Source organism: Terriglobus roseus (genome assembly GCF_900105625.1).
GTDB lineage: Bacteria > Acidobacteriota > Terriglobia > Terriglobales > Acidobacteriaceae > Terriglobus > Terriglobus roseus_B.
Map to the genome: position 1 here is coordinate 1,057,091 of NZ_FNSD01000001.1, position 13,490 is coordinate 1,070,580.

The 13,490-nt window shown below is 58.5% G+C and carries 8 protein-coding genes; 4 read left to right on the plus strand and 4 right to left on the minus strand.

Annotated elements, in window-relative coordinates:
* Positions 1 to 20: 20 nt before the first annotated feature.
* Entirely contained in the window at positions 21 to 2,000 is a 1,980-nt protein-coding gene (locus BLW03_RS04215; protein ID WP_074652490.1) for a hydantoinase/oxoprolinase family protein, read from the plus strand.
* Positions 1,997 to 3,613 carry a hydantoinase B/oxoprolinase family protein gene (locus tag BLW03_RS04220; RefSeq protein ID WP_074652491.1) on the plus strand — a complete coding sequence of 539 codons (1,617 nt, stop codon included), beginning with the start codon at positions 1,997 to 1,999 and terminating at the stop codon, positions 3,611 to 3,613. The genes BLW03_RS04215 and BLW03_RS04220 overlap by 4 nt, the downstream gene beginning before the upstream one ends.
* 40 nt (positions 3,614 to 3,653) lie before the next feature.
* On the opposite strand, the gene BLW03_RS21270 is transcribed toward BLW03_RS04220, so the two are convergent.
* Positions 3,654 to 3,992 carry a helix-turn-helix domain-containing protein gene (locus BLW03_RS21270; protein ID WP_074652492.1) on the minus strand — a complete coding sequence of 113 codons (339 nt, stop codon included), beginning with the start codon at positions 3,990 to 3,992 and terminating at the stop codon, positions 3,654 to 3,656.
* Positions 3,993 to 4,241: 249 nt separating this feature from the next.
* On the opposite strand from BLW03_RS21270, the gene BLW03_RS04230 reads away from it, so the two are divergent.
* A complete protein-coding gene (locus BLW03_RS04230; RefSeq protein WP_074652493.1) occupies positions 4,242 to 5,408 on the plus strand; it encodes a GGDEF domain-containing protein in 1,167 nt (388 codons plus the stop codon).
* A gap of 140 nt (positions 5,409 to 5,548) precedes the next feature.
* Here BLW03_RS04230 and BLW03_RS04235 read toward each other — a convergent pair whose 3' ends face one another.
* From BLW03_RS04235 to BLW03_RS04245, 3 genes are all read right to left on the minus strand, one after another.
* Positions 5,549 to 7,042: a GH39 family glycosyl hydrolase gene (locus tag BLW03_RS04235; RefSeq protein WP_074652494.1), complete on the minus strand. Its 1,494-nt coding sequence runs from the start codon at positions 7,040 to 7,042 to the stop codon at positions 5,549 to 5,551.
* A 54-nt stretch (positions 7,043 to 7,096) separates the two neighbouring features.
* Positions 7,097 to 8,539: an arabinose isomerase gene (locus tag BLW03_RS04240; RefSeq protein ID WP_074655765.1), complete on the minus strand. Its 1,443-nt coding sequence runs from the start codon at positions 8,537 to 8,539 to the stop codon at positions 7,097 to 7,099.
* A gap of 157 nt (positions 8,540 to 8,696) precedes the next feature.
* A complete protein-coding gene (locus tag BLW03_RS04245; protein WP_244501955.1) occupies positions 8,697 to 11,990 on the minus strand; it encodes a TonB-dependent receptor in 3,294 nt (1,097 codons plus the stop codon).
* Positions 11,991 to 12,287: 297 nt separating this feature from the next.
* On the opposite strand from BLW03_RS04245, the gene BLW03_RS04255 reads away from it, so the two are divergent.
* Entirely contained in the window at positions 12,288 to 13,442 is a 1,155-nt protein-coding gene (locus BLW03_RS04255; protein ID WP_074655766.1) for a substrate-binding domain-containing protein, read from the plus strand.
* The last annotated feature ends 48 nt before the right edge of the window (positions 13,443 to 13,490 follow it).

Consider the following 13,490-nt stretch of genomic DNA (forward strand, 5'->3'; position numbering starts at 1 on the left):
AACGACAGGAGCAGCAAGCATTGCGAGTTGCAATTGATAGTGGTGGCACCTTCACCGACTGTGTCTATCTCTCGGCAGACGGCGAGGTTAAGGTTCTTAAGGTCTTTTCGACGCCCGCAGATCCCGGCAAGGCAGTACTGGACGCGGTGAAAGAGGTGGCCGTAAGTTCCATTAGCCCTGAGGTCCGGCACGGCACGACGGTGGGCACGAACGCCATCCTGGAACGGAAGGGTGCGAGAGTCGCGTTTGTCACAACGGCGGGCTTTGAAGACACCATCGCCATCGGACGTCAGGCTCGGACCAGCCTCTACGATTGGTTTCGCTCTCCGCTGCCACCTGTCGTTCCAAAGGGACTGCGCTTCGGAGTCGCGGAACGTGTCTCTGCAGAGGGAGAAATCCTTCGCTCGCCTTCCGCAGAGTCCCTTGCGAGCTTACGCGAGGCCATCGCAGATAGTGGTGCGGAATCCGTCGCGATCTCCCTGCTCTTCTCGTTTACCAATCCCCAAAACGAACAGGCCGTGGCAGAAGCTTTGAAGCCACTGGGTCTGCCGGTCTCCGTATCCCACCAGATCCTGCCGGAGTTTCGGGAGTTCGAGCGCGGCTCTACGGTGGTGACGAATGCTTACCTCGCACCGAAGGTGAGCACTTACCTTAATCGGCTCGAGACTGAGATTGGCAACGCGTTTCAGGCTGGGACGGTCGACGTGATGCAAAGCTCCGGCGGCATCATCGCCGCGTCCATCGCTGCCGAAGAGCCGGTGCGCACAGTTCTTTCGGGACCGGCAGGCGGCGTGATCGGCGCCTACCGGCTTGCACAGTTGGCGGGCTTCGCCAAGATCATCGCCTTCGATATGGGCGGCACATCCACGGATGTTTCTCTGATGGATGCCGCAGAAGGCGGTCCGCGGACCACAAGCGATTCGGTGGTCTCGGAAATGCCAATCAGCGTCCCGATGCTGGATATTCATACCGTCGGTGCTGGCGGCGGATCGATCGCGCGCTTCGACCAAGGGGGCGCTTTGCGTGTTGGTCCGGAATCTGCAGGATCTCTTCCTGGGCCGATCTGCTATGGGAAGGGTTCTCTCCCCACCGTGACCGACGCCAACCTGACGCTGGGTCGACTTGATCCGGATCTGTTTCTCGGCGGTAAGATCCGCCTGGACGACGCGCGCACGCTGCAGTTGATGGATGCATCGCGCGGGCCGCTGGAGAGTGCCGAACAATTTGCCGCGGGTGTAGTCCTGCTGGCAGAGACCGCAATGGAAAAGGCGATTCGAGTGATCTCCATCGAACGCGGTTACGACCCACGGGAGTTTACGCTGGTGAGTTTCGGCGGAGCAGGACCGCTGCACGCCTGTTCCATGGCGCGCTCACTTCGGATCCCGCGGGTCTTTGTCCCACGCATGCCAGGTGCGCTTTCGGCGCTGGGAATCCTGATGGCGGACACCGTCCGCGACTATAGCCGGACCGTGATGCTGAACGTCACAGACGACACCTCGCTCGCCGCGAGTTTTTCCGAGTTGGAGCAGCGTGCGCTGGATGAGCTGTTGGCAAGCGGATCGACAGGTGACTTGAAGCGCAGCATTGACCTTCGTTACGCAGGTCAGGGCTATGAGTTGAGTGTGCCTTTCGGCAAACGGCATCTGGACGACTTCCACGCGCTGCACCAGAAACGCTACGGTTACAGCAACGTTGAGACCGCAGTGGAAGTAGTGAATGTGCGCGTTCGCGTTACCGTGCCCAATGCGCCGGTGCATCTAGCAACACAGACATCGGTTCCCGGCGACGGTGCGCAGGCGATTCTGAAGATGCGCCGTATGTACTTTGACGGTGCGTGGCATGACAGCACCGTGTACCAGCGCGAACTACTCCGTGCGGGGGATACATTCTCGGGCCCGGCACTGATCGCGGAGTACAGTTCGACCACCGTGCTGCCGCCGCGCTGCACGGCTTTGGTGGATATATATGGCAACTTGGTCATCGAGGTAGATGCAGCATGAGTACCAGTGAGTTAGTCCCCCCCGTCGCTGCCATTCCGTCGGCCATCGATCCGATCGAATTAGCGATCTTCAAAAGCGCTACGCACTCCATTGCGGAAGAGATGGGCGCCGCACTGCGCCGTACTTCGTTCTCGCCCAACATCAAGGAGCGGCGCGACTATTCATGCGCAGTGTTTGATGGCGAGGGTAGCGTGATTGCCATGGGCGACCACATGCCCGTTCATCTTGGCTCGATGCCGATGTCCGTAAGAGCTGTCATGAATGCGATGACACTGCGACCGGGGGATGTCGCAATCCTGAATGACCCGTACGCTGGCGGAACCCACCTGCCAGACATCACACTTGTGCTGGGAGTGTTTCCAGATGCCCTGAGTGACGGCCCCCTGATGTACGTTGCAGTCCGTGCGCATCACGCGGACGTGGGAGGACTTTATCCAGGCTCAATGGGCCTCTGCCGCGAGATCTACCAGGAAGGTCTGCGCATTCCCCCAGTCCTAATCGTTCGAAACGGCGAGATGGAACGGTCTATCTTGCAATTGATCTTGCACAACGTGCGAACGCCCGAGGAGCGCGAGGGCGATCTTCTTTCGCAGATAGGCGCCTGCCGAGTGGGCGAATTACGCGTGCTGGAACTTGTGGAGAAGTTCGGCGCAACGCGAGTCCGTCAGCTTTCCGCCGAGCTGCTTGATTACTCCGAGCGGCTGATGCGTGCGCAGTTTGCCATGTGCGAATCCGGAACGTATACCGCTGAAGACTTTCTCGACAACGACGGCTTCCATGACGAGCCGATCCCCATTCGCGTCTCCATCACGTTGGATCGTGAGACTCGAAGTGCAAGCGTGAGCTTCGCCGGAAGCCATCCGCAGGTGCAGAGCAGCATTAACGCGGTGTACGCGATCACATACTCCGCTGTGTACTACGTCATGCGTTGCTTGCTGCCCGATGATGCCCCGGCCACCGCGGGTCTGATGCGCCCCATCACCGTCACGACGGAACGTGCCAGCATTGTCGACGCCGTTCTCCCTGCACCGGTTGCTGGCGGCAACGTGGAAACATCGCAACGGATCGTTGACGTGCTGTTGCGTGCACTGGCGAAGGCCATGCCCGAACGAGTCCCCGCAGCGAGTTCCGGAACAATGAACAACCTGACCATCGGTGGAGTTGATCTTCGCACCGGAAAGCCATTTGCTTACTACGAGACGATCGCCGGTGGCATGGGCGCACGTCCGACTGCTGATGGTGTCTCCGGCATTCACACGCACATGACCAACTCACTGAATACTCCCGTTGAAGCGCTCGAATATGCCTATCCTTTCCGTGTCCACCGCTATGGATACCGCGAAGGCTCTGGAGGTAAAGGGCAATTCAAAGGCGGCGACGGCATCGTTCGCGAGATCGAACTCCTTTCGCCTTCCACCATCACCTTACTAACTGACCGGCGAAAGTTCGCTCCTTACGGGCTTCAAGGTGGCGACGACGGAGCCACCGGGCTCTCCTTCCATATCACCCCATCGGGCGAAGAGATACTGGCGGCGAAGTGCAGTCTGGCGGCAGCAACCGGAGATCGCATTCGCATCGAAAGCCCTGGCGGTGGCGGGTGGGGAAAAGTCTGACTCGAGACTGCCCAACCCACTCTCTCCAACAGCAACGACTTCAGACTATCGGCGGGATCGCAGTCGATCTCCACCGACCGGGTGTTTTTCCAGTGCTTTGCTTGAAAGACCGCATGAAGTGGTACTTGCTGGAGAATGCCATTCTTGTGGCCATTTCCCGGATACTGAGCGGAGTTTCGAGGAGCCACTTTTTAGTGACCGCAATGCGCTCCTGCTGGATGTACTCTGCGGGAGGCATCCCGACTTCCCGTGAAAACGCACGCTTCGCCCTCAGCCTGGGGCTCTCGACAGGCACAGTCGGAAAAGCAACCCGCCCGAACGAGGTGGAGACACCGCACTTGTTGGGCTCGAGTTGCGACTTGCTGCACGGGTCTTTCACGTCATGAAGTCTCCCCCTAAAATTGCGATCTGCGCAATTCGCCCCAGGCGGACGACGGATGGGTCATTTGGAAAACTGTTCTAACTCCACGAACAACGCCTGGGTGAAGCCATTGTGCTCGCACGCAGCGGCTGCGCCCTTTTCGTCGAGGCGGCTCGATCAGCAGTCATCATCGGTGTCTGAAATGTAAACTGGACCACTCTTCGCCTCACGGAGGCGGCTGAACAGCGACTATGAGGCGCACTGAATATGATGGGCCGCTTCCGCTCTCTCTTTTCTTCCGGCGTTCTCCCCGAAGAAGTTCTCGGCGAACTGGTCGACCTCACGTTTACCTCTGTTCTCCCCATCGTCGTCATGGGATCGATTACGACAGGTGCCGCGATCCTGATCGGAGCTTCCAGGCCCGGAATCGTCTTCCCTGCTCTGGCGGCGCTCGCTCTCTTCATCTCCGCACTCCGCATCCTGCTGCTCCTCGCATACCGTCGCCGTCGTCGAGGGCTCCCGCTGGCTTACGCAGAGGTCAAGCAGTGGCAACGACGCTACGCGATTGGCAGTTACAGCTACGCCGCGCTACTGGGTACGCTGAACTTCATCGCGCTCCGACACGACGACTCGCAAACCGCAATGCTCAGCACCGGTCTGCTCTTTGGCTACTGCGCCGGGCTGGTGGCACGAAACTCGATTCGTCCGGCGATCTGCCTTGGCAGCATGGCCCTGGCAGTCATCCCGACGGTGGTTGGATTGGCCGCGCATTTCGACCATCACGGCTTCCATCGTGCGGCGTATGTAGGGCAGGCAGTCCTGATCCTTGTCTTCGCACTCACCTCCGTCGAGACGGTTGCGCATCAGTACTCCACCACCATCAAGCAGCTTGTTACGAAACGCGTGCTGGCCAGCATGGTTCGTCAGGATGATCTCACCGGCATGCCCAATCGCCTCTCACTCCGCGACCGCTTCGAAGCGGACATCGTGGAAGCGGGTAGCACCGGAAATCTAATCGCCGTTCACGCACTTGATCTCGACCGGTTCAAGCAGGTGAATGATGGCTTTGGTCACCCAACCGGCGACGCGCTATTGCAGGCAGTCGCCAAGCGTCTCCGCAACACGCTGAAGCCACGCGATACCGCGGTCCGCATGGGCGGCGATGAGTTTGTATTGGTGCAAACAGGCATCAACCGGGCCGATGAGGCGCGTGCTCTCGCGCATCGCGTCCTGCTCACGCTGAGCCAGCCCTACACTCTGAGCGCTCACGAGGTACACATCGGAGTCAGCATCGGTATCGCCCTGCTGCCGAACGATGGCATGGTTCTGGACGTTCTGCTCGATCGCGCGGATGCTGCCCTGTACAAAGCAAAGCGCGAAGGCCGTAACCGTATCGCATTCTGGAGTGACGATCCGTCGCGAAAGATGGCGTGAACCGATGCTGCCTATGCCCAAAGGAACAATGATGGGACTGTCATATTCAGCAGTCGGGCCACTTCTCGGCGCACCTTTCGCAGACGCAGCGGTCCCGCGTCTTACAACCGCGGGACCTGCATTCCTATCAACGGCAGGGGTCAATTCCCTACCGTAACGACGGCCACTTCGAACGGCTCAAGTGAAAGGCTGGAGCCATGGGTATTGGCCGTGGCAGGCGGCTTGTCTCCGGTGGAGGGCGCAATGTAGGCGACGGATTGCACGGATGATCCCGCAGGCAGATTCACTGTCGCGGCAATTTGGCGCTTGTTGATGACGAGGATCTTCCGTCCCTTCGTCGTGTCGAACGCCTGTATCGCAACCGCGTGATTGCCGCCCGACGTTGAGACCAGTCTGTCGCCGGGACCAAGGTTGTCCTTTAGCAGTTTCATGGTCCAAAAGCGCGCGTTCGGTTCTGAGGTGTTGTAATTCATCATCGATACGCTGGGGTACTGCGTGGGATAGCCCACCAGTTGCGATTCACCGATTACGTCCACGCCGAACTTGGCTGCCTCTTCATAGAGATAGGCGTACATTGCGCTGGCAAGATTCCAATAGAGCGGCGGCTCAGGCGGCGTCTTTTCCCCATGATTGCTCTTGTCATCGTTTGGGAGTATCACCCCCAGTTCATCCAGATCGGTCTTCGTTGCGGGTGACAATTCATGCTTCAACTGCTCGATGTAGCGTGCGGTATGCAGGAAACCATCAGCCTGGTCGAAGAAGGTGAACTGCATCGCGTCGAAAGGTTCGTCTGCTGGTGGCGATGCGTAAAAGTGATAGGTCACGAAGTCAATCGACGCTCCCGGTGCGTGGTTCTTTGGATCCAGGAAGTAGCGGTACATCTCGCCGTGGGTAGCTGGCGCGGCAGAAGCACAAGCCATGAACTTGAGGTCGGGATCGACCTTACGCATCTCGGCTGAGACGACGTCGTAGAACTTTGTGTACTCCTGCGGTGTCCAGTGGTGCTCGAAATCGATTTCGTTCAGCAGCTCCCAGTAAGCGAACTTGTAGTGGTACTTGCTCGCGTGAAACTTGCCGTTTTCATCGGTGAAGCCGCCCTTCTCATACCAGGAGAGAAGGCGTGCGTAGTATGCGGCTGCTTCCTTATACGTGGGATCTTTGATCTCCGTACCCTGGGTATAGTCCCAGTAAACCTGGTTCGGATCCTTCGGATACGTCACCGGCTTGTCGGTCTTCCACAACCATGCGGGCATCGTGCTGAAGTTCATGATGACGCTGTGGCCGTTCTGCGCTTTCATCAGGTCTTCCACCATGGGGTCGAGCAATGTGAAGTCCCATGATGTCTTGTCGGCGGTCGGTGGCTCCAGCTCAGCAACACCCAGCCTTGGATACGGCAACCACGGGACGTAGCGAACGTAATCAGCGCCCGCTGTCGAAATCGCTTTGAACGTTCCGTCGTGCATCTTCGCGCCGCGTTCCAGCATTGGATTCACAACGACCTGGTAGCTCGCGGTAGAACGCGATGTGGTGACGACCCTTCCCCAATCGACTTTCACATTGACAGCGCTCTGCTGTGCAGATGCCAGCGCGGGCGAGAGGGCCAGACCCAGTGCGAGAGTAAGGATTTGCTTCATGTAGTTCCTCCGTTCGCGCACTGATGCACGCGACTGATGAATGATGTGGAGCGTTCAGCAGACCTGGTGAAAGTTCAATCCCATCAGGTCTGCAATCTTTTGAAGTTGGCTTGCTCGCCGGCCGATCCCGACCGCGCAATGATGTGCCGGACCACGCGCGTTCCACTCTTCCGAGAAGCGCCGTGCGCCAATCGGAAAGCGGTAGCGTGAGTTTGTATTGCCAATCTCGAGGATGGGGCCGGGAACGCTCTCTCCTTCCGCGACCAGCAGGGAGAAGCCGCGCTGCTTATCCTCCACCACCGAAAGCAGGGTGACCGGGCCATGTTTGACTGCCATCTCCACGGAGAGACCGCGCCCCACCTTGCCGTGATACACGCGCAGAGGACGCACACGGATTCGGTCCTGCGCAATATGCATGTGACCGGGGCCATCGTGCCCCATCAGCACCAGGTCTTCCAGAAAGTCCATGGCGTAGTACTCCGTGAAGGATCCACCCGCACCAAGCTCGTCAAGGATCTTCATCGCAAGAACGTTCTTCACTTCATACTCGCCCGCGACGGGTGTCCCTGTGCCAGTAAGCATCGACGTGCCGAGGATGATGGAACTCATCGTGTTCTCGTTTTCCGCGATGCCCGAACCCATGTAGTAGTAGGCCAGCATGTCGAGCGACTTCTCACTCACCATTCGCTCCAGCGCGACAGCAGTGGCAGCGGCACGCGTGAGTTCGTCCAGGGCGCAATCTTCATCGACCGCAAAGAAACGATGGATCTGCAGCACCTTCCGTTCTGTCTCTTCCGGCGTCACCTCACGCCGCAGGGCGCTGAGGTAATCGACCTCCAGCATCTCAATGACTGTGCCGAAGCGCCCGCTCACCTGTGCGAGGTCCGTCGCGATATCGAGCATGCCGCCGTAATAATGGCCCATCAACCCGAGACGGCTGTGTGCCATTGTCTTCACGACTTCTGCAGCCTTCAGCCACTCCTCCAGGGTGTTCCAGCACTCGGGATCGCGCTCTAACATCCCGGTGACTTGATAGAACGGTATATCCAGGCGCCGTAGGACGTTTGCAATCTCTGGCACGGGGCAGGCTGCGCAGTAGGCAAGCCATTCGCCCGTCATTGCGGTGCGGTCGCCCATGCCGTTGAACTTCACATAATCAATCGCAGCCTCGGGAACAAGGTTCAACAGAATCACTGGCACCTTGGCTCGTTGAATCACTGGCAGCACGGTTGCTGAAAGCGTGTAGGTCGTAACGTAGATCAGGAGGATGTCGATGTCCTCTGTGCGGCAGGCGTGGCCGGCCTGGATCGCCTTCTCCGTCGAGTCCACAAGTCCCAGCGAGACGACCGAGCGCGCAGTACCGGCGACCTTCTGCTGCACAACTTGCAGATAGCCTTCAAGGCGTTCCTTCAGCCCCTCAAACTGTGGCCAATAGGCGTCCAGGCCCAGGCCGATAAGGCCGATACGAAGCTGCGAATCAAAGGTCTGCAAAGTCATCTCCTCCATGACCATCGTGCATGAACCGCCATGCGATGAGCTTTCCGCTGTGCGGTCAATCGATGGATCGCAAGTGCCACAATTCATATCAGGTCCAGTCCACGAGGGTAAAAGGGCGGTGGGATGAACAACTACATCCCACCTTGAGGCGAGCGATTTAGAACTCGAAGCGTCCGCCGAGTTGCACGATGCGGGCTGCACGTGTTGACGTGATCGCGCCAAAGCCCGGTCCGAGTGAAGTACTCGCAGAGCCGAATTGCGTGTGGTTAAAGATGTTGAACGCTTCGAAGCGCAGCTGGAACTTCGCCCTCTCCGCGAGGCTCAACGACTTGAACAGGCTGGCATCCCAGTTCTGGAAGCCAGGCTGCTGCAGCGAATTTCGCCCTGCATTGCCCGGTGTTCCGAACGTTGGCTGCGCGAAGGCCGCGGCGTTGAACCACTGTAACGGCGTGCTTCGACCGGCGCGTGGATTACCGACGAGATTCGGACGAGACTGGCTGAAGTCACCAATGTTCAGGTTGTCGCCAGAGAGTGTTGGTGTGCTGTACTGACCGCTGCTGAAGCTGGTGATGCCATTGAGTTGCCAGCCTCCGACGACATAGTCCAGGGCAAGCGGAGCACGCGACAGAAAGCGCTGACCGCGTCCGAAGGGCAACTGAAGCGCGTAGCTGATGACGAGGCGATTGGGAACGTTGTAGTCCGACACGCCACGGTCATAACGGAAGAAGTCACGCGACAAGGCAGAGAAATCATCCGTGATGCCGATATCGATTGCCTTTGAAAACGTATAGGCAACAAGGAATGAATTGCCGTGGCTCATCCGCTTCTCAAGCTTCGCCGTCAGCGCGTTGTAGTTCGATCGGCCGTAGTTGCTGCTGACGAGGATGAAGCCGTATTGCGGGAAGGCTATGCGCGATGACAGTGGAACGGTACCGGTGGTATCGATCGCTCCGATATTGGCGTTCTTACGTTGTGCCAGCTTTTGACCGCTGGAACCCGCGTACTCCAGCTCCAGTAGAAAGTCCTTCGCGAACGACTGCTGAATGTCGAGACCCCACTGATTGATGTACGAGGTGCGATTGTTCTGGTCGAGCGTGAAGATATTTGCGTGGGGCGGTGGGAAGCTGTTAGAGACACCCGCGAACGGATTGAAGATGGAGACTGGCGTGGTGGAGCTGGGTGTGTTGCTCTGCGAGGTATAGAAGGGACTGCCCTGATTCTTGAACTGCTCTTCGTTGAAGTTGTCGGTGGCATAGTACGTACCCGCGCCTCCGCGCACGACAGTGTTCTGCAGAAATCCTGGTCTCCAGGCGAAGCCTACGCGGGGCGCAAAGTTGTTGTAATCGGGCTTGACGATCGACCGGCGAATGGACGTGCCTGCGTACTGAAATTGGCCCGTCGTGGTATCAAAAAACTGACTTCGATTCCGCGATTCGATCGGCGGTCCGGCGTACTCATAACGCAGGCCAAGGTTGAGAGTGAGCGACGGGAGAACCTTCCAGTTGTTTTGGGAGTAGAGGCCGTAGTAAGCCGTATGCAGGTACTGTGTCGAGTCGCCCTGGGCAGCGGTGATCTCGTACGGCTGGCCCAGCAGAAAGTCACTGAGTCCAAGACTGCTGACGCGCTTGCCCGAAGCATCGCGAACGGAGTAGCCATTGCTATAGGACAGCGTGGGATTCGATGCGAAGTCCGTGATCTGCGTGAAATTCTCGTGGATGTACTGCACGCCGTTCATGGAGGTCAGCTTGCCGTGCGTCCACGTAACATTGTCCGAGACCTGGTAATACTTGTCGTCGGCCCCGATCACCTCAGCAATCGAACCGACGGGACCAAAGCCCGCGATGCCAAAGATCGGCACACCGTACGTCGCGGCGTCTGCGGAGTTGGCATAGGGCAAGCCGAACAACACACCAGCGTAGTTCGGCCCATAGGCGCTCTCCGCATTGCGGAAGGTCGCGGAGTCGTTCACACCAAAGCGGAACTCATTCACCAGAGTGGGGGTGAACGTGTGCAGGTACGTCGCGGTCCATAAGTGATCGTTCAATGGAACGCTGGTCCCTCCGAGCGGATTGATCGCGGGATTGAAAAGATTGTCATTGCTGTTGGACCAGGTCGCGTAGATGCTGTCGCGCTCCGAAAAGCGATGATCCAGGCGAACGTTGTACTGGTTGATGATCTGATTCGATCGCGGCGTCGCAATGGTATTGAAGCCTGGAAACGCAGCACCGCCTGCCGCGAGCACATTAGGTCCGGGAATGAACTGTAAAGCCTTTTGCGCCGTGGGATCAAGCTGGGCTTTGGGAATCACATTGCCCGCGAAGGGCTGACCCGTGAGCGGATTCAGGATGTCAACGCACTTGATGGAGGCTCTGTTTGCCGCGCAGAACGGCGAGGAAGTCGGGATGAGTCCGGTGCCTGCGCTGTCATCTGCGAGATTGCCCTGAAGCTGCGCGACCGACGGATAGAGAGACGTCAGCGTCTGCCCCTGGATGAGCCGGAAGCCCTCGTAGTTGAACATGAAAAACGTGCGGTTGCGGCCGTTGTAAACCTTTGGAAACCACACCGGTCCGCTAAAGGTGCCGCCAAAATTGTTCTGGTTCAGCGCCGGCTGTGAGATGGCCGCCTGCTTCGCAAAGTAGGTGCTCGCCGCATAGGCGCGATTGCGATTCAGTTCAAAGAGCACAAGGTGAAATGGGTTCGCACCGGAGAGGATCTCAGTATTGATGATGGAGGCAGCATGGCCGAACTCCGCACCGAACGTGGTGCGCTGCACGCGGAACTCCTGAATGGCATCAACCGATGGCCGTATACCGGTGTTGCCGAAGCGCGAGTTGCGTGTCTCGATGCCATTTACCAGGAAGCTGGTGTCGCTCTCACGCAGCCCCGCAAGTGAGACCGTGGTATCGCTGCGGCCCGTCCACGTAGTCGCCGGGGAATTGCCCGCGCCGATGGGTGCAGCGCCTGTCGTGAGCTGCGTCAACTGCATGAAGTTGCGACCGTTGAGGGGCAACGTCTGGATGCTGTTTTGATTGATGACCTGCCCGACTGCCGCGCTTTCGGAATTGAGCAGCGCAGCCTCGCTCGCGGAGACAGTCACCGATTCACTGCTTGCACCGATCTGCATATGAACGTCGAGGTTCACGCGCTGCCCGATGACGACCGTGATGTTATCAAGCTGCGTCGCTCGGAAGCCCTCATGCGCCACGACCAGCTTGTAGTTACCGGGCTTTAGGGAGCTGAAGACAGCAAGACCGTTTCCATCGGTTGCCAGGTGCATTTGCTGGCCCGTATCCACACGCGTCAAAGTCAGGTCTGCATTCGGAATGGTGCCGCCGGTAGGATCGGTGACCGCGGAGATGATGTCACCCGTGATGGACTGTGCGAGACATGTCTGCGTAGCAAACAGAGCGAGGAGACCCGCAAGTAGCGCAGGCCTCTGAAGCCCCTCCAAGCCGCTGAATAGCCTCCTCCGGGCGGGCTCTTTTTTTGCGCTGCATGGTTGAAGTTGAAACATGATGCCTCCTGAAGCTCAGGGGCCGCCGAAGGCGTTACCTCTGAGAATGGCGGCCATCCTAGCCATGCTGCAGCAGAGCATTCAAAGAGAAACCTGGGCCTGGGCTGATTTCACCCAGCGAAATCACGCCAAGGCAAGAAGCCCTGATAAACGCGTTTTGATTGAGGTTGGCCTTCGGTATTGACTAGCGACCGTCACTGCGTGGTATTTTGCGGTGCGAAAGAGATGCAAGCCATGCCCGTCCCATCCACTCCACGCACTCCCCAAATCCACTCCGTGGTGCGGGCCTGCGAGATTCTGAAATATCTACAACAATGCACGGACGATGTAAGTCTCGACATCGTGTGCCGCAACACACAAATGCCGCGACCCAGTGCGTACCGACTGCTGACCACGCTCGTGAGCTGCGGCATGGTGGAACGCGTCTCCAAGAACTGCTATCGGCCTCTGCGTGCCGCACGCAGCAAGCGTCTGCGCATCGGCTACGCATCGCAAACGGAAGAGTTTTCGTTCTCTCGACTGGTCTCTGACAGCATTCGCAGCGCGGCTTATCGAGCCGGCGTCGACCTCTTGGTGCTGGATAATCACTGCTCGCCGAAGGCAGCCATTCGTAACGCGGGCATCTTCGTGCGAGAGCGTATGGATCTCGTCATTGAATTCCAAACCAATCATCAGAGCGCGTCGCTCGTTGCTGCGCGCATTCTGGAAGCTGGCATACCGCTGATCGCGATCGAGGTTCCGCATCCGGGCGCAACCTACTACGGTGCGGATAACTACCGGGCAGGTGTCCTGGGCGGCCGCGCACTGGGCAAGGCCTGCCTGCAGGAGTGGAAGGGACGCGTCGACGAGATAGTGCTGATGGAGCTTCCCACGGCAGGACCGCTACCCCGCTCTCGCATGACCGCAACGCTTGCCGGCCTGCGCGAAGTGCTGCCGCGTTTTCCGGATGAGAATGCGATCTTCCTGGATGGCAAGGGGCGCTTTGAGGACAGCCTCGCGGCGATGCGCAAGCACCTTGGCAAGACACGCGCAAAGAAGATCCTGCTGGCAGCGCTGAACGATCCAAGCTGCCTGGGAGCACTGCAGGCGTTTGAGGAATGTGGACGTCCGCAGGACTGCTTGGCTGTTGGACAGAACGCGAGCATCGAAGCGCGTCGCGAGATGCGGAGGCCGAACTCCCGACTGATCGGATCGGTCGGGTATTTCCCTGAGAAGTACGGCGACTCCGTGATGCAACTCGCGATGGACGTGGTCGAACATCGAGAAGTGCCATCCGCGACCTTCGTCAAGCATCGGTTGATTCACGCGGGCAACGTCAATAGTGCATATCCCAACGATTTGGAGATCGGATCCGCAGATACCGATTCTTTGCTCTACAGCAAGCGCTGATTCCGCAAAATCAGCGGGCGCAGCATCGCCCGCGCTTTGTGGTCAAAC

Bases quoted from the DNA above. Each gene is read 5' to 3' on its own strand.
- BLW03_RS04220 (WP_074652491.1), top strand. From the start codon at position 1,997: ATGAGTACCAGTGAGTTAGTCCCCCCCGTCGCTGCCATTCCGTCGGCC.
- BLW03_RS04230 (WP_074652493.1), top strand. From the start codon at position 4,242: ATGATGGGCCGCTTCCGCTCTCTCTTTTCTTCCGGCGTTCTCCCCGAA.
- BLW03_RS04235 (WP_074652494.1), bottom strand. From the start codon at position 7,042: ATGAAGCAAATCCTTACTCTCGCACTGGGTCTGGCCCTCTCGCCCGCG.
- BLW03_RS04240 (WP_074655765.1), bottom strand. From the start codon at position 8,539: ATGACTTTGCAGACCTTTGATTCGCAGCTTCGTATCGGCCTTATCGGC.
- BLW03_RS04255 (WP_074655766.1), top strand. From the start codon at position 12,288: ATGCCCGTCCCATCCACTCCACGCACTCCCCAAATCCACTCCGTGGTG.